Below are 17,047 nucleotides of genomic sequence, written 5' to 3' on the forward strand. Positions count from 1 at the left end.
TCAGGCAGCCTTCCGCTTGTGCAGGAAATGGTCGATGGAAACGGCGGCGAGTAGAATGCAGCCTTTGATCATGTCCTGCCAATAGACCGATACATTGAGCAGGATCAGCGAGCTCGTGACCACGGACAAAAGCGCGATACCGAGGATGGCACCGAGGATCGTGCCGGAACCGCCACTCAGGGACGCGCCGCCGATGACAGCCGCTGCGATGATATTGAGCTCCATTCCGACGCCGAAGGTGGGCGTCGCGGCGCCAAACCGCGACATGTAGATGACGCCGGCAACGCCTGACAGCGTGGCGCAGAGCACGGTGACCCAGAACTTGACCTGGTTGGTCTTGATCCCGGAATAGAGCGCCGCCTTCTCGTTGCTGCCGGTGTAAAAGACCTTGCGGAAGGCCGTTGCCCTGCGCAGCAGAAAGTCGAAGATGGCGACCACGGCGACAAAGATCAGGATCACAAAGGGCACCCCGTAAAACGTGCCCTGCCCGATGGCCTTGAAGGAAGGCGGCAGCGTGAACAGTGACAGCGGCGTTCCCTTGGTGATGATGAGGCAGATGCCGCGCACGATCACCATGGCGGCCAGCGATGTGATGAAGTGATTGAGGCCGATGACAGTGACGAAGAAGCCCATGGCGCAGCCGATCAGCGCGCTGGCGAGGATGCCGATCAGCGACGCACTCCAGGGATCCAGTCCCAATAGGAATAGCGATCCCGACAGGACCATCGAGAAGCAGACGACCGACCCAACCGAGAGATCGATACCACCGACAATCAGAAGGATTGTCATGCCGACGACAACGATACCCTCGACCGAGAACGACATCAGCATCGCCCTGAAACTGCCGAGCGTCAGAAAATGCGGGGAGGCGAAGCTCATCAGAATGCAGAGGGCAAGAATGATGGCGATCAGCCCCGCTTCCCGCATTGTTCCAAGCTTTCTCCAGGAGGAAGCGCGCTCCCTCGTCACCGCCAATGCATGATCTGTCATTGCCTTGTCCCCCGTTTCTGCCTTTTTCTCAGACGGCATGCTCTGATGCCTTCGATGTGGTGTGTTGTCCGGCGCCGATGCCCGAAGCGAGTCGCATGATGGCCTCTTCCGTCATCGCTGCTCCTTCGAGCTCGCCGGCAACGGTGCCTTCGCGGATGACGATCGCCCGGTCGCAAAGACCAAGGAGCTCGGGTAGTTCCGACGTGATGACGACGATGCCGATCCCGGAACGGGAGAGGTCACGCAGCAGGCGATGAATTTCTGATTTCGCGCCGACGTCGATGCCGCGCGTCGGCTCGTCCATGAGGATCACCTTCGGATCGACCGCCAGTTGTTTGGCGATGGCGACCTTCTGCTGATTGCCCCCCGAAAGCGACGATATCGGCATGTCTATACCGCCCATACGAACGCCGAGACGGCGCGCAAGATCCTGCGCTCGCTCGGCCTCCAGCTTCGCATTCAAAAGGCCGAAAGGCCCGGTCAACGACTTCAGATCGAGAGCAGCTATGTTCTGCGCGATCGACAGGTCGAGAAATACGCCGGAGCCCTTGCGATCCTCGGAGAGATAGACGACGCCAGCCCGTACCGCATCGGCATAGGATCTCACTTGGAGAGCCTCGTCCCCAAGCCGAATATCACCCTCCGTCGTCCGACGTAGCCCGCAAATGCCCTCCGCGATCTCGGTCCGGCCGGAGCCGATCAGGCCGCCGATCCCGAGAATTTCGCCCTTGCGCAATTCGAAGCTGACATCCTGAAAGCGCTTGCCGTCGCCGAGATTGCGGACGGAAAGAATGCTCTCGCCAGTGCACTCCGCCGCGGACTGTTTTTCCGGATAGAGCTGGGTGATCTCGCGGCCGACCATGCGGCGCACCACATCTTCCGCCGTGATATTGGACACATGCTCCGTCGAAACATATCGCCCGTCGCGAAAGACGGTGACGCGGTCGCAAAGACTGAAGATCTCCGCCATGCGGTGGCTGATATAGACGATCGAGATGCCATGGGCTTTCAGGTCGTTGATGATGCCGAAGAGCACTTGAGCTTCCGCTTCTGTCAGCGCGGCCGTCGGCTCGTCAAAGATGAGAATGCGGCAGTCGAGCGTCAGGGCCTTGGCGATCTCGACAAGCTGTTGGCTGGAAATAGGCAGATCGCCGACCTTCTGGCGGACATCAATGGGGGCAAGGCGGTCCATCACGGCCTGCGCCTCCCGCTCCAGCCTAGCAAAATTCATAAAGGGCGACCGGCGCCGGTTCGTTGTTGCCATGAACATGTTCTCGGCAACCGTTGCATCCGGACAAAGCGCGATTTCCTGATGGACGAGACCTATTCCCAGAGACTGGGCGGCGGCCGGAGAAGAGATCTTCACGGACGCGCCGTCGATGAGGATCTCCCCCTCATTTGGCTGCAGCACCCCGGCGATAATGTTCATGAGCGTCGACTTGCCCGCGCCGTTTTCGCCACAAAGTGCATGGACTTCACCCTTTTCCAGGGCAAATGTCACATCCGTCAGCGCCTTGATGGCGCCGAAGCGTTTGCTGACATTACGTATCTCCAAGACCGGCGCTGGCGTCATGACATCCTCTCCCTTCCCTACTCTGCATCGGTTGCCCGGGATCTCCTCATCCCGGACAACCACTTTGCAAGGCCTACTCCTCGATGCCTTTCGTGCCACGGCGCTTCAGGTATTTATCCCAATAGAAATCATCGGCATTGGCCACCGTTACGATCGACAGACCATTGTCGACAAAGGGAATGCTCATCGGGTTGAAGCCGGAGCGCTTGGCATCGTTCATCGGGTCGATCAGTTCCGGATGCTTGGCAAACCACAACATCATGAAGCCCATGTAGCCCTGCATGCCCTGGTTCGGATTGATCGAGCCGAACACTTCGCCGGCCTTGATCATGTCGAGGATGTTGGCATTGACATCGGCGCACATCACGAGAATCTTGCCGCCGCTTTCCTTGTTGGCCTGGGCCGCGCCGATCGCCGAATTTGCCTCCGGCATGAACACGGCATTGAGATTTGGATGCGCCTGCACCAGGCTCATGAGACCTTGATAAGCCTTGTTGGGGTCCTGGTTCGACGCGGCCCGTCCGACGAGCTTCATGCCAGGATATTTTGTTTCCATACGAGCGATGAAGGCGGCGATGCGCTTGTCGTGGTTGTCCTGGCCCGGATTTTCCAGCACCGCGTATTCACCCTTACCGCCAAGCTTCTCGGCGATTGCATCGGCGGCGTAAGTGCCTTCACGCGTATTGTCCGAAGTGATGAAGGAGATGCGCTTGGAAAGCGGCGAATCCGCCGCGAAGGTGACGACTGCCGTGCCCTGATCGATGGCGCGGTTGATCGGCTCGATGAATGGGTCGGAATTCATCGGATGAACAAGAATGCCTGCCGGATTCTGGGCGAGCGCCTGATCGAAGGTGGCGATCTGCTTGTTGACGTCATATTCCGGCGTACCGGTATAGGCGGTCTCGCAGCCAAGCTGCCGACCGGCTTGCTTGAACATTTCGTAGACCGGGAACCAGTATTCGACGCCCGAAACCATGACGTTCATGACGTATTTCTCACCCGGCTTGCAGCGAAACGGGTTTTCCGTTTCAGCCGCTGACGCAGCCGTGCTCAATGTCGCGACAGCCAAAACAGCCATCGCTGTCGTGCCCAGAAAATTGCGCAAAGTTCCTCCTCGAGGCTGACGCCCCTCCCAAAAAGCCGATGGCGCACCGCGCGCCTTGTTCGTGAAACCGGACTTCCTCCTCGAACCCCGGTGGCTGTAATTAGCCTCGGAGAAATCGATATGTCAATATAATTCACGCAATGAAATATATTTCACGCCAGGAGAGCCAGCTTGAGGCCGAAGACAGGTTGATGGCCGCGAGCTAGGGTCAGGTCTGGTTGATTACAGCCAGAAGATTACGGTTGCTGTGAGAGCGATGGCGGAGAAGAAGACGGTCGGACATCGGTCGCATCGGATAGCGATGCGGCGTCAATCCTTGAGACGACCGAACGTGATCTCGATGCGGTTGCGACATCTGTAGCGGCGCCTGTCGTATTTGACCGGCTTGTAGCGGGATTTGCGCCGCCGAATGCAGGGTTTGATGCCCTTGTGGAATAGAGCAGCCATGAACCAGTCGGCGTCATATCCACGATCGGCAAGCATCCAGTCAATGGGTCCTGAGCCTAATCAATTTCCCGCGTCGAGAAGAAGCTGTCCAAGCATTGAACAACTGGCCCAATGGCCAAATATCCTATTGGATGATGAGGGCAATGATTGAGCAAACCAGCGCCGGTATCATCACGATGACGCCAAGCTTCAGGAATGGCCACGCTCCCATATGCAGCCCCTCGCGACGCAGCGCCGTCAGCCACAGGATCGTCGCGAGTGAGCCGGTGACCGAAAGATTTGGCCCGAGATCTACGCCAATCAGCACGGCACCGGCGATCTTGTCGGAAACATCCGCCGCCTGAACAGCGTTGCCTGCCACAAGGCCCGCCGGCAGATTGTTGACGAGATTGGAAGCCAAAGCGGTGACTGCGCCTGCAGCTGCAGCCGTCTGTGACGGATAGGCCGCGGCACCGTGCGAAAGATACTGCGCCAGACTGTCGATCAATCCCGTCCGGTTCAGCGCCTCCACGACGACGAACAATCCGGCGACGAGCGGCAGCACGCTCCAGGAAACGCCCTTGAACGTCTCGACCGGGCTTTTGCGCTCCATCAGCAAGATAGCCGTCGTGGTAAGGCATCCTGCCAGAAATGTCGGCAAGCCGAGATCGAAATCGAGCGTGGATGCGCCAAGCAATACAACAGCCGTGGCACACAGACCGATACCCGCAAGCTTCGCACTTGATGACAGCGGCATTTCCTGCATATCCGGCGCGACGCTATCGGCATTGATGACGGAACGTTGCGTCCAGTAGAGCGCGAGGAACGTTACGGTGATGGACACGAGAGAAGGCAAGGCGAAGGCGGCAAACCAGCGCGACAGCGGCGGCATCGTACCGCCGCCGAAAATCACAAGATTGGCCGGGTTCGAGATCGGCAAGACAAAACTAGCGGCATTGGCGATGAAGGCGCAGATGAGGAGATAGGGCATGGGATCCTTCACCCTCGCCGCCCTGCATGCCGCATAGACCGCCGGCGTCAGCACGACGGCTGTTGCGTCATTCGAGAGAAAGACGGTGACGACGATGCCGACACCATAGATCAGCACGAAAAGCCGCCTTGGCGATCCCTTGGCATGGGTGGTTGCGACCAAGGCCAGCCAATCAAAGAGACCTTCCCGGCGAGCCAGTTCGGAGAGCAGCATCATGCCTATGAGAAAGAGATAGACGTCGAGGCCCTTCGTAACGCCAACCCAGGCATCGGCAATACCGATCAGCCCGAAAACCAGAAGCAGCAGCGCGCCCATGACCGCCCATACGGCTTCCGGCAGTGCGAAAGGCCGCATGATGACGCCGAGTGCGGTCAGCCCGGCTATTCCCCAAGTCGTGGTCAGTGCGTTCATGTCGTTCTTAATTCACAGATTGGTAAAGGACGGAAGGGCGATCAGGGTGTAGCGACGGCAAGGTCGTCAGCCTCACCAATATCGTTCTTTTGTGTTGGCGCAATGCTCTTATATCCCGCGAAAAAGGCAGCAGCTGCGAAAGCGGCTACGCCGCCATGAACCCAATAGGCAAGCCCATATCCACCGATATTGGTAAGCCAGCCCGCGACGACGTTGCTCAGCGAGGCGCCAATCCCCCGTACGGGGGTTCGAACGATCGACCCGGCTGTTTCAAAAACGTGGAATGGCAATAACTCGATTGGCGGCCGCTACTGTGTGCGTCTCTGATCTCCCTGCCGAAGGCCGCATATCCAAAGACGGCTCAGTTGCAGGCACTGGATTCGGCACAGGTTGTCGCAATCATCGCGGCATATCATGCGATCTGATGGGTTTCTGATGTAAAGAGGCATTGTCTTGCACGAAAAGCAGCTGACGAGTTTTATTCGTCAGCGTTTCAGCAATCTTCCGCGCTCGCTGCATAACTGTGTCCAGCGAGAGCCGCTCCTCAAGGCTTTCCAAAAGTTTGCGACCGGGCCATCCTGTAAAGGATACTGCTGCAGGACATTGTCCGTGGTTGGTCACGTCCAGCTCGCATAACTCGCGCAGAAAAGTCAAAAAACTTGACAATATCTGTCAATCAGCTGGAATCTTCCAATCTTCGATTCATAAGCCTACCCGAAATCTGATCCAATCCGACAATCATTGCCTAGACCAACATTAATTAGCAGAATTTACATTAGATTATCTAATTGACACTCAGCGGATGCCTCATGACATCTGGAACTTGCTCCGAGAGCCGCAGGTTGGTGGCGATCTTACCGGCTTTGGCACTGCTGCTTGTCAGTGCCTTCGGTATCGGTGCCATGACCTATGGCAATCCGGCGCCCGATGCTCAGATGGCCGTCATAGGACCTCCGTGGTGGAAAGAGGACCGGATGGCCTCCCTAGTCGCGGCGGCCGGCGGACGGATGATTGCTGGCGGAGCACTGCCCAATATCATTGTCGTGCGCCGTGCGCCCGAAGGCGAGCGCCGCCCTGACGAACCGGAGGACCTCGTCGCCGCGCTCTATGCTGCCGGCGCCTGGCTGGTACTCGACGCGCCGACGCAACGTAGCTGTCGCGGTCTTGTCGATAATGGCAAAGGGGCAATCTGATGAATGAAATCGCCCGCCTGCGCACTGGTTTCGGACGATTGCTTGTTCCCCTGCTCTGGCTTCACGTCCCTCTCCTTGCAGCAATCGCATTCTATGTCGGCAAACCCGCTCTCATGCCGGTTCTGCTGGCCGGGCTGTTTGCGGCGACCACACATTTGTCTTGGCATTTTACGGGCAGTGCGCCGGTCACACGCCATCTAAGCTCCGTTGCGCTGATGGGTGAGCCGGCCCTGCTGGTCTATCTGACATCCGGCCTGAGTTGGCAGATGGACATGCACATGTATTTCTTCGCCACTCTGGCCCTTTTGATCGCCTGGTTCGACGCGCCTAGCCTGCTGCTGGCGGCCACGGCCATTGCCCTACACCATTTGGTGCTGAACTATACGGTGCCAGCGGCGGTCTTCGTCAATGACGCGGGCATCAACCGGGTGCTGTTGCATGCGGGGATTGTTATTTTCCAGACGACCGTGCTGATCTGGCTCAGCAACAAGCTGGTCAACGCCTTCGAGCGCATCGAAAATATGGGGCACGTTCTCACCGTGCAGAACGAGACGCTCGAAGTCCGTACGCGTGAAGCCGAGCAAGCCAACGCGGCCAAGAGCCTATTCCTGGCCAATATGAGCCACGAGATCCGTACGCCGATGAACGCCATCCTAGGCTTCAGCCATCTTCTCGGCCGAACGGAACTCACAGCGCGGCAGCACGATTACGTCACCAAGATCCGCGGTGCGAGCGACCGGTTGCTGAGCCTGCTCAAGGACATCCTGGATTTCTCAAAGATTGAGGCCGGCAAGATGGCGCTGGAAAAAGCGTCTTTTGATCCCCGGGCCATGATCGAACGAACCATGGAACTCTCTACATTGAAAGCGCAGGAGAAAGGCATCGCCATCGGCTGGCAGGTGGATCCGGCAATCCCGGCTATGTTGCGCGGCGACGAACTGCGATTGAGCCAAGTGGTGCTGAACCTCGTCAGCAACGCCATAAAGTTCACTAGCAGCGGTGAAGTTACCCTTAAGCTCAACTTACGAGAACATCAGGATAGCCGTTGCGTGATCGAGGGCGTGGTGCGCGATACCGGTCTTGGTATGTCATCTGAACAGGTTGCACGGCTGTTCGACAGCTTTACCCAGGCCGACAGCTCCACCACGCGGCGCTTCGGCGGCACGGGGCTGGGGCTTGCGATCAGCCGTCAACTCGTCGCCCTCATGGATGGTGGCATTTCGGTGGAAAGCAAAGAGGGTCACGGGAGTACCTTCACCTTCACCGTTATGCTGGAGGAAGATGAAATTCGTCGGCACACAGTCGAGCAAAAGTCGGTCGCCTTCGCCAATCTGCGAGTGCTGGTGGTCGACGATAACGAGGGTTCACGGGAAATTCTCCAAGGCTTTTGCGAAGCCTGGTCGATTATCCCGGAATTGGCAGCCTCCGCGCAGGAAGGGCTAGCGGCGATCAGTAGTGCCATTGCCGAACACCGTCCCTTCGATCTGGTGCTGCTCGACTGGAAGATGCCGGGCATGAACGGCCTGGAAGCAATCAAGGTGCTACAATCCATCCTGCCGAGTGAAGACTGGCCACGCATCGTCATGATCTCCGCCTATGGAAGGGAGCAGGCGGTCGGTGAAGCCGAAACGCTCGGCATAGACGGCTTTCTATCCAAGCCCGTCAGCGCCTCTTCCTTGTTCGACATGCTAACATGGATATTCGCCCATACGGACCAAGTACCGTCCAAGAACACTGCCGAGCACACTCCGATGGTCGCGCCAGCGCTGCGGGGCGCCCGAATTCTGCTGGTCGAGGATAACGAGATCAATCTCGAATTGGCCCAGATAATCTTGACCGACGGCGGCTTGAACGTCGATACGGCCGAAAACGGCTTGATCGCCGTGCGAAAGGTGCTTGAGGCCGGCCATCGCTACGATGCCGTGCTGATGGATCTTCAGATGCCGGAGCTTGGCGGCATGGATGCGACACGGGAGATACGCGCTGGGCTGGGCGATCAGTGGTTGCCTATCATAGCCATGACCGCGCATGCTTACGAGGCCGAGCGCCAGAACTGCCTGGCGGCGGGCATGAACGATCACATATCCAAGCCCCTCGATCCAGCACAACTGCTGGCCGCGTTGAGCCGTTGGATCCGACTGCCATTGGTGACAGATGGCCCGGGACTCGCCAGTCCTGCGTCGGCGCAACAAATTACCATTTCGCCCTTCGGCGGACTGCCGTCTGCGCTGCCGCCTTTCGACCTTGAGGCGGCGCTTGTCAGGGTGAACGGTAACGAGCCGCTGCTGCGCAAGCTGATCGTCGATTTTGGCCGAAAATTTGCCGATGTCGTGCCCACCTTGAGCCGCCATATAGAAAATGGCGATTTCGAACAGGGGCGCATTCTCGCTCATACGCTGAAAGGTGTCTCCACAACGCTGGGCCTGTCTGAAGTCGCAACCCTGGCCACGATGCTGGAGGAGCGGCTGGCCCACCCGGCTCCATCAACCAACCCTCGTCTGCTGTCAGCATTGGCCGATGCGCTGAACTCAGCCTTTGTCGCCATTCCTCACCTCGTTCAATCTGCCGAACCAGCCGCGCGCGCGAAGGCTGATGTGCGGTTGGATATTCCCGCGGTGGCAGCCCTGACGATCGAGCTGCATGACCTTTTGGAAGATTGCCAACTTCATGCGCGGCAGGTGTTTGAGATGCTGGAGCGAGTGCTTGGCGGTCGAGCGAACGACGAGAAATTTAAGAGCGTGCGTGAGGCAATCTCTAGGCTCGACTACGCCAAAGCTGCCGCCGCGCTGCAAGAATGGTCAGCCGCATTCCCTCAAAAAAGTACTTTTGGACAACCTGACCTGCCGTGAAACTATTATCCAATGGATGAGTACAACCACGCCAGTTTTGCGTTCAAGCGCCTTGTGGTCTGAATAGACCCTAGTTTCGTAGACACCTTCTTCCCTAAAACAGAGGCAAGGAGGCCTGTATGGGCAAAGCCAATTTCAGCGATAAGTTCAAGCGCGACAGGTCTCAGGTCGGCTTAGCCGCACGCATTTACTTCCCGGATGAGTTCCTCACATCAATTCGCGAAAAGGCAGCGAGAACAGCGCGCTCGGACTGCGTCAGGTAAGCCTCGAGTGCCGCGGAAGCCTCAGCCGTCATTCCAGCTTCGAGCTGTTCGAGTATCGCCGCATTCAGCTCGACATAGGGCGCATGCAACAGCTCGGGATCGGCGAGCAGACCGAAGCTAAGGCGGAGCTCTGCGGCGATCTGAGCATAGAAGACGTTCAGCCGTTGACTGTCAGCAAGATCGACGATCGCTGCGTGAAAAACCATGTTCTGGCTGCCGACCGTCCCCCAATCTCTGTCGCCGCGCGCGACCCTGGCTCGTTCAACAGCCAAGCGCATGCGCGCCACCGCTGGATGATTGGGATAGGCCTTGGCGAGTGCCTGGCATTCAATCACGCGGCGTACCCGGTAAATGTCGATGATTGAGGCCATGCTGGGCGTGGCGACAAAGACACCGCGATTGTGCTCGTGCCGCAAAAGGCCTTCCTTGGTCAGGAGTCGGAAGGCTTCGCGCAGCGAATTGCGAGACACATCCATGCCGACGCTGAGCGCCGCCTCGGAGAGGCGCTGACCGGGCTTCAATTCGCCCGCAATCAGCTTGTCGCGAATCTCCTCCGCCAGCCGCGGCGCAAGCGCCGATGTGGTATCCTGCTCAGCCATCAAAACCCCTTATGCATGCACACGGATGAAACATCCGTCCTGTGCCCATCGATATAGCGGTTCTCGCCCCATGGGAACCATGGCTGGATAACGCGACTAGGCGGATCGCGGCGACGCCAGACATAGTTCCTAGTCAGCGATTTTGTTATCCTTAATGACAGGAAGGCGGCAAGCGCGGCTGCAACGCGGCCTAAATCTGCGCCAATCAAGGCAATTCTGTGCTCAATTAAACTTCATATCGCTCAACATTTCCGCATTATAGTAGAACGATAATATAAAATCGTTGAACAATCTTGACAGAATTGTAGAACGCGGCAACGTTGGCCTGTCGATAAATTTAAGTGGGCTAACCCGAGGGAGTTCAGGGCCGTCCACACATAAGGAGAGGTTTCTTGGAACAGCCAGCTATTTCGTCCACCGGCACCGCACCGCCCACGCCATCTGGGATGTCGGTCAAGTCGCGCCGATCGGCTCTGATGGCCGCCATCTTCCTGATGTCGATGTCCGCCGTCGGTCCCGGCTTCATCACCCAGACCGCCACATTCACGGTCAAGCTCGGCGCGGCCTTTGCCTTCGGCATTCTCGTTTCGATCGTGATCGACTTCGTTGTCCAGGCAAACATCTGGCGGATCGTCACCATCACCCGCATGCGGGCCTCTGATATCGCCAATGCGGCCATACCCGGCTCCGGCTATCTCCTTGCCGTCCTCGTCATCATCGGCGGACTGTTCTTCAATATCGGCAACATCGGCGGAGCTGGCCTCGGCTTCAACGCAATGATCGACCTCGACCCGAAGATCGGCGGCCTGATCGGTGCGCTCGCGGCGATCGGTATTTTCCTGTCGCGGCGCGCGGGCGTGGCCATGGATCGCGTGGTCTATGTGGCAGCCTTCATCAAGCTCGCTCTCATTCTTTACGCGACAATCGTATCCGGTCCGCCCATCGCCGAAGCCCTGCGCCAGACAGTCCTGCCCAACGTCATCGATTTCGCGACGATCACAACTATCGTCGGCGGCACTGTTGGCGGTTACATCACCTATGCCGGGGCACATCGCCTGCTGGATAAGGGCACGGTTGGCGTTGAAAATCTCGCCGCCGTAAACAGGGCAGCATTGAGCGGCATCGCGATCACCGGCGTGCTTCGATATATTCTGTTCCTAGCCGTGCTCGGTGTCGTCGCAAGCGGCGTCGTCATCGACCTGTCAGGCAAAGCTGCAAATCCGGCCGGCCAAGCGTTTCATGCTGCTGCAGGCGATATCGGCTTGCGTCTATTCGGCGCAGTCTTCCTTGCCTCGGCGATGACAAGCATCATCGGCGCTGCCTACACGTCGGTCTCCTTCCTGACCGCGTTCAAGAAGGATATGACGGAGCGGCAGCGCAACTTCGCCACCGTCGGCTTCATTGCCATCTCTCTAATCGCCTACATGCTAATAACCACCCCGCCAGCCGCCATGCTGGTCTTTGTGGGCGGATTGAACGGCCTCGTCCTGCCGGTCGGCCTGTCGATCTTCATGTATGCGGTCTGGGCTCGCTCGGATCTGTTCGGCGGGTATCGCTATCCACGCTGGCTCCTGGTGCTGGGCGTACTGACGTGCATGCTTACCTGGTACATGGGCTACAAGTCGATCGGCCCAATCTTCGCTTTGCTTACGGCTGCTTGAGGAGAATTGTCATGATAGCCATCGATCTGAACAGCGACCTCGGTGAAAGCTATGGCGCCTGGGCCATGGGCGATGACACGGCGATGCTTGCCGTTGTCTCCAGCGCCAATGTCGCCTGCGGCTTCCACGCCGGCGATTCCCTGGGCATCTGGAAGACCGTCAAGGCTGCCGCCGAGAAAGGTGTTTCGATCGGCGCGCATGTCTCATACCCGGATCGCGTCGGCTTCGGCCGGCGCGACATGGACGTCACACACGACGAACTGATCGCCGACGTCATTTACCAGATCGGCGCGCTGAAAGGCATTGCCACCGCAGCCGGCGTCACTGTCGGCTACGTCAAGCCGCATGGCGCGCTCTATAATCGCATCGCCCATGACCCAAAACAGGGTCAGGCGGTCATCGACGGCATCAAGGCCGTGGACCCCTCGCTGGTGCTGATGGGATTGGCCGGCGCACCCATCTTGGAACTCGCGCGGAAGTCAGGCCTTCAGGTCGTCGCCGAAGCTTTCGCCGATCGCGCCTACACGGCGGACGGCCAGCTTGTGTCGCGCCGCGACGCGGGTGCGGTCCTGCATGATACGCAGCTCATTGCCCAGCGTATGCTGCAGCTTGCCAACAAAGGCACGCTGGAGGCTATCGACGGTTCAACCATCAGGATCGACGCGCAATCGATCTGCGTTCATGGCGACAGCCCCGGTGCTGTTGTCATCGCTCAGGAAATTCGTCGCGCCTTCAAAGCCGACGGCATCACCGTCCGCTCATTCCTATCCGCCTGATCAGGCATCCACGGGAGGAACATCATGATCGCTTTAGACCATCTTCGCCATGTCAATGTCGAAGCGGCGCGCACGGCCCGCGCGCGCTATCGCGCAGGCACCGTTGAGCCGACCTCAGGCATCGCCCCCGGTTTCACCCAGGCCAACATGATCGTGTTGCCCCGCGACTGGGCCTTCGACTTCCTCCTCTATGCGCAACGCAATCCGAGGGCCTGCCCGGTTCTCGACGTTTCGGATCCAGGCTCGCATACAACACTTCTGGCACCGGGGGCCGACCTGCGCAAGGATTTGCCGCTCTACCGCGTCTGGCGTGACGGCAAACTGGCTGAAGAAACCGCGGATGCAACCGCGGCTTGGGGCGAACATCCAGACCTCGTCAGTTTCCTGATCGGTTGCAGTTTCACCTTCGAAACGCCGATGGTTGAGGCAGGTATCGAGATCCGCCATATCACCGACAGGTCCAATGTGCCGATGTACCTGACCAACAAGGCCTGCCGCCCGGCGGGACGTCTGCGCGGGAATATGGTCGTCTCGATGCGGCCGATCCCAGCATCGCGTGTGGCGGATGCCGCCACCATTTCGGGCCGCTTTCCGGCGGTGCACGGCGCGCCCGTGCACGTTGGCGCGCCTGAAGAGATCGGCATCAAGGATCTGGCTAAGCCAGAGTTCGGCGATCCGGTGCGCATCGAGCCCGGTGAGATCCCCGTTTTCTGGGCCTGCGGCGTCACTCCACAGGCAGCCGTCATGGCGTCCGGCGTACCCTTTGCCATAACCCATGCGCCGGGGCATATGTTCATCACCAATATTCCCGATTCAGCCTATCACGCCTGAGGTTCCGATGCGTTTCCTGCCTGTCAGCCTGACGGTTATCCTGGTCGAACTCGCCGATCTTGACGAGACGCTGGCGCTGTTTGCCTCTCTCGAAGCAGAGCCCGTGGATGGCATCGTAGATATGGTGCCCGCCGCCCGCACCCTGATGATCCGGTTTCGTCCGGAAAAGTTGACTGCAGAGGCGCTGACGGCCAATATCGCCACGCGCGATCTTTCTGCCCGCATTGCGCCTTCGGACGTGCTGGTGGAAATTCCCGTGCAATATGACGGAGAGGATCTTTCCGACGTGGCCGAACTCACCGGTCTTTCGGTCGAAGAGGTCGTCCGCCGCCACACAGAGAGCACCTTTACCGTCGCCTTTTGTGGTTTTGCTCCGGGGTTCGGCTATCTTGTCGGCGGCGATATCGCCCTGCAGGTGCCACGCCGGCAGAGCCCGCGGACAAAAATTCCGGCGGGTTCGGTCGCGCTCGCCGGTGCATTTTCCGGCGTCTACCCACAAGCGAGTCCCGGCGGCTGGCAGATCATCGGCACGACGACGACAAAGATGTGGGATCTGTCACGCGATCCGCCGGCGCTGTTCCAGCCCGGTTACCGGGTTCGATTTTTCGATCTTGCTAAAAAATCGGTCTCTGTTTCAACCACACCGGCAAAGGCAGCAACCTCCGCATCTGCCCAAGCAGAAACCGATACCCTGACGCTGAAAGTGTTGCTCGCCCCCATGCCAGCGCTGTTTCAGGATCTCGGCCGTTTCGGCCAGACCGGCCAGGGCGTATCGTCTTCCGGTGCGCTCGATCAAGGCGCCCTGAAAGCCGCCAATCGCCTTGTCGGCAACCCTGCCGGCACAGCCTGTCTCGAAATCATCCTCGGTGGTTTCTCCTTCGAGGTATCGGGCCGTGCTGTTTTCGGCGTGACGGGCGCTCCCTGCCCGATCAGCATCCGCGACGCGTCGGGCCGTATGTTTGCTGCCGAAACCTACCAGCCAGTCTCACTCGAGGCCGGCGATGTCGTGACCCTTGGACAGGCGCCGAAGGGCATGCGCAGCTATCTGTCCGTTCGTGGCGGCTTTCATGTGAAGCCGGTGCTCGGCAGCGCCTCGACCGATACGCTCGCCGTGGTCGGGCCTGATCCAGTGACCGCGGGCATGGTTCTGACTATCAACAGCGAGGCATCGGACCTCAACAGCGTCTCGCTCACCGAGGCGCCGACCTTCGCTCATCCGGCCTCCGGCGAAGTCGTGACGCTTGATGTGATCATGGGACCACGCAGTGACTGGTTCACCGAAGCCGGCATCGCGGCCCTATCCAATCAGCTTTTTCATGTGACACCGCAGTCAAATCGCGTCGGCATCCGACTTTCCGGTGAAACAGCGCTCGAGCGCAAGAACAAGGCGGAACTGCCGAGTGAGGGAACTGCGACCGGCGCTATTCAGGTGCCGCACAGTGGTCAACCGGTACTCTTCCTCGCCGACCATCCTTTGACCGGCGGCTATCCGGTCATCGGAACGGTTGCCGAACATCATCTCGATCTCGCCGGACAGATCCCGGTCAATGCCCAGATACGCTTCAGACCCGTGAGAGATTTCGCCGATATCAAGCCCGCCAAGGTCTGAGACGAGCGACGCCGAGCAAGAAAAACAGTGAGGAAACGTCAATGAAAAAAGTGCTGATCGCCAATCGTGGTGAAATCGCCGTCCGCATCATCCGCGCCTGCCGCGATCACGGCCTGAAATCGGTTGCCGTCTATGCCGATCCGGACATGGATGCGCCATTTGTCACGATGGCCGACGAGGCCCATGGGCTGAGGGGAAGCCGGCCGGCCGAGACCTATCTCGACATTGAAAAGCTGATCGCCATTGCCAAACGCAGTGGCGCTGACGCCGTCCATCCGGGTTATGGCTTCCTGTCTGAACGGGCCGAATTTGCCCGCACCGTGCAGGAAGCCGGACTGATCTGGATCGGCCCCGATCCGCACGTTATCGAGGCGCTCGGCGATAAGGTCGAGGCACGTCGGATCGCGGCCAGCGTCGGCGCGCCGCTCGTCGCCGGCAGCGACGGCCCCGTCGAGACAGCCGCCGAAGTGATTGCCTTTGCCGAACAGCATGGCCTGCCGGTCGCCATAAAAGCCGCCCATGGTGGCGGTGGCCGTGGGTTGAAGGTTGCCTGGAAGATGGAAGAGGTCGCTGAACTCTACGAGTCGGCCGTGCGCGAAGCCAAAGCCGCCTTCGGCCGTGGTGAATGTTTCCTCGAACGTTTCCTCGACCGTCCGCGCCATATCGAGGCGCAGATTCTGGCCGACAAACACGGCAATGTTCTGGTTCTCGGTACGCGCGATTGCTCGCTGCAACGACGCAACCAAAAGCTTGTCGAAGAGGCGCCTGCGCCCTTCCTCTCGGATGCCCAACGGCAGCAGATCCATGACGCGGCCAAGCGTATTTGCGCTGCCGCCGGCTATTCCGGCGCCGGCACGGTCGAATTCCTGCTCGGCGTTGACGGCACGATCTCCTTCCTTGAGGTCAACACCCGTCTGCAGGTCGAGCATCCCGTCACGGAGGAGACGACTGGCATCGACCTCGTCATCGAACAGTTCCGCATCGCTGACGGGCTGCCGTTGCGCATCACCGAGACACCGGCCCCGCGTGGCCATTCGATCGAATTCCGTATCAATGCCGAAGATCCGGGTCGCGGCTTCCTGCCGACACCGGGCACGATCACACGCTTCGACGCCCCGTCAGGCCCCGGTATCCGTCTCGACAGCGGTGTGGTTTCCGGTTCGACTGTGCCGGGCACGTTCGATTCCCTCATGGCCAAGCTGATCGTCACCGGTGCCACCCGCGAGCAGGCACTCGCTCGTGCCCGGCGCGCCTTGAGCGAGTTCAGGATCGAAGGCATTGCGACCGTGCTGCCCTTCCACCGCGCGGCGATGGAAAGCCGTGACTTCACTGGCGAGGATGGCTTCAAGGTGCATACGCGCTGGATCGAGACGAACTTCGCCGCCCGTCTCGATGCGGAAGCCCGGCCAGCGCCGGCCCCTGACAACACGCTCATCCGCACCCATGTCGAGATAGACGGCAGACGCCACGAGCTCGGCATCCCATCTGCGCTTCTCGCCAGCTTGGGGAGCTTGCCGACCATTGCTGCTCCGGTTTCAGCTATTGCGGCACACGACCCCTTGAGCATTACCGCACCGATTTCGGGTACGTTGCAGGCCTTCAAGATCGAAGATGGTGCTGAGGTCGCAGCCGGCGATCTGATTGCCGTCATGGAAGCCATGAAGATGGAAACCCAGGTGGTGGCGCCGCAGGCCGGCAGGGTCCGTTTCAAGGCGGAGGCTGGCGTCTTTCTGCATGCCGGAGCCGAGATCGCGTCCTTCGAGGTCCCAG

12 protein-coding genes and 1 pseudogene are annotated in these 17,047 nt (G+C 59.4%); 7 read left to right on the forward strand and 6 right to left on the reverse strand.

Annotated elements, in window-relative coordinates; all coding sequences use genetic code 11:
- The 5 genes and pseudogenes from RRH01S_RS29155 to RRH01S_RS29175 all read right to left on the reverse strand — a co-directional run bounded on the left by RRH01S_RS29155 (nt 1) and on the right by RRH01S_RS29175 (nt 5,496).
- Entirely contained in the window at nt 1-990 is a 990-nt protein-coding gene (locus tag RRH01S_RS29155) for an ABC transporter permease (protein ID WP_110924675.1), read from the reverse strand.
- A 28-nt stretch (nt 991-1,018) separates the two neighbouring features.
- Nucleotides 1,019-2,563, reverse strand: coding sequence for a sugar ABC transporter ATP-binding protein (locus tag RRH01S_RS29160; RefSeq protein WP_042476442.1), 1,545 nt, complete (start codon nt 2,561-2,563; stop codon nt 1,019-1,021).
- Nucleotides 2,564-2,636: 73 nt separating this feature from the next.
- A complete protein-coding gene (locus RRH01S_RS29165; protein ID WP_007694139.1) occupies nt 2,637-3,668 on the reverse strand; it encodes a substrate-binding domain-containing protein in 1,032 nt (343 codons plus the stop codon).
- Between the two features lie 222 nt (nt 3,669-3,890).
- Nucleotides 3,891-4,157, reverse strand: a pseudogene (locus tag RRH01S_RS29170) (transposase); the annotation flags it as partial.
- 82 nt (nt 4,158-4,239) lie between these two features.
- Nucleotides 4,240-5,496 (reverse strand): arsenic transporter, encoded by a 1,257-nt coding sequence (locus tag RRH01S_RS29175; RefSeq protein WP_042476446.1) that lies wholly within the window; start codon nt 5,494-5,496, stop codon nt 4,240-4,242.
- A gap of 809 nt (nt 5,497-6,305) precedes the next feature.
- Here RRH01S_RS29175 and RRH01S_RS29180 point away from each other — a divergent pair.
- Nucleotides 6,306-6,689, forward strand: a complete 384-nt coding sequence (locus RRH01S_RS29180) for a hypothetical protein (protein WP_007694132.1) — start codon at nt 6,306-6,308, stop codon at nt 6,687-6,689.
- Nucleotides 6,689-9,538: a response regulator gene (locus tag RRH01S_RS29185; protein ID WP_042476448.1), complete on the forward strand. Its 2,850-nt coding sequence runs from the start codon at nt 6,689-6,691 to the stop codon at nt 9,536-9,538. The genes RRH01S_RS29180 and RRH01S_RS29185 overlap by 1 nt, the downstream gene beginning before the upstream one ends.
- A gap of 187 nt (nt 9,539-9,725) precedes the next feature.
- Here RRH01S_RS29185 and RRH01S_RS29190 read toward each other — a convergent pair whose 3' ends face one another.
- Nucleotides 9,726-10,400 (reverse strand): GntR family transcriptional regulator, encoded by a 675-nt coding sequence (locus RRH01S_RS29190; RefSeq protein WP_007694126.1) that lies wholly within the window; start codon nt 10,398-10,400, stop codon nt 9,726-9,728.
- A 392-nt stretch (nt 10,401-10,792) separates the two neighbouring features.
- Between RRH01S_RS29190 and RRH01S_RS29195 the strand changes: the two genes are divergently transcribed.
- The 5 genes from RRH01S_RS29195 to RRH01S_RS29215 form a co-directional block, all read left to right on the forward strand.
- The gene (locus RRH01S_RS29195) at nt 10,793-12,061 is read left to right on the forward strand and encodes an NRAMP family divalent metal transporter (protein WP_007694123.1); all 1,269 of its coding nucleotides are present in this window, start codon (nt 10,793-10,795) and stop codon (nt 12,059-12,061) included.
- Between the two features lie 11 nt (nt 12,062-12,072).
- Complete coding sequence (locus tag RRH01S_RS29200) at nt 12,073-12,837, forward strand: LamB/YcsF family protein (RefSeq protein WP_007694121.1); 765 nt, start codon at nt 12,073-12,075, stop codon at nt 12,835-12,837.
- Nucleotides 12,838-12,861: 24 nt separating this feature from the next.
- Nucleotides 12,862-13,668, forward strand: coding sequence for a putative hydro-lyase (locus tag RRH01S_RS29205; RefSeq protein WP_042476451.1), 807 nt, complete (start codon nt 12,862-12,864; stop codon nt 13,666-13,668).
- A 7-nt stretch (nt 13,669-13,675) separates the two neighbouring features.
- Nucleotides 13,676-15,277 carry a 5-oxoprolinase subunit B/C family protein gene (locus RRH01S_RS29210; protein WP_042476453.1) on the forward strand — a complete coding sequence of 534 codons (1,602 nt, stop codon included), beginning with the start codon at nt 13,676-13,678 and terminating at the stop codon, nt 15,275-15,277.
- 41 nt (nt 15,278-15,318) lie between these two features.
- Nucleotides 15,319-17,047: acetyl/propionyl/methylcrotonyl-CoA carboxylase subunit alpha (locus tag RRH01S_RS29215; protein WP_042476456.1), on the forward strand; the 1,729-nt coding region annotated here is incomplete at its 3' end.

The sequence above is a fragment of the Rhizobium rhizogenes NBRC 13257 genome (assembly GCF_000696095.1).
Classification (GTDB): Bacteria; Pseudomonadota; Alphaproteobacteria; order Rhizobiales; family Rhizobiaceae; genus Rhizobium; species Rhizobium rhizogenes.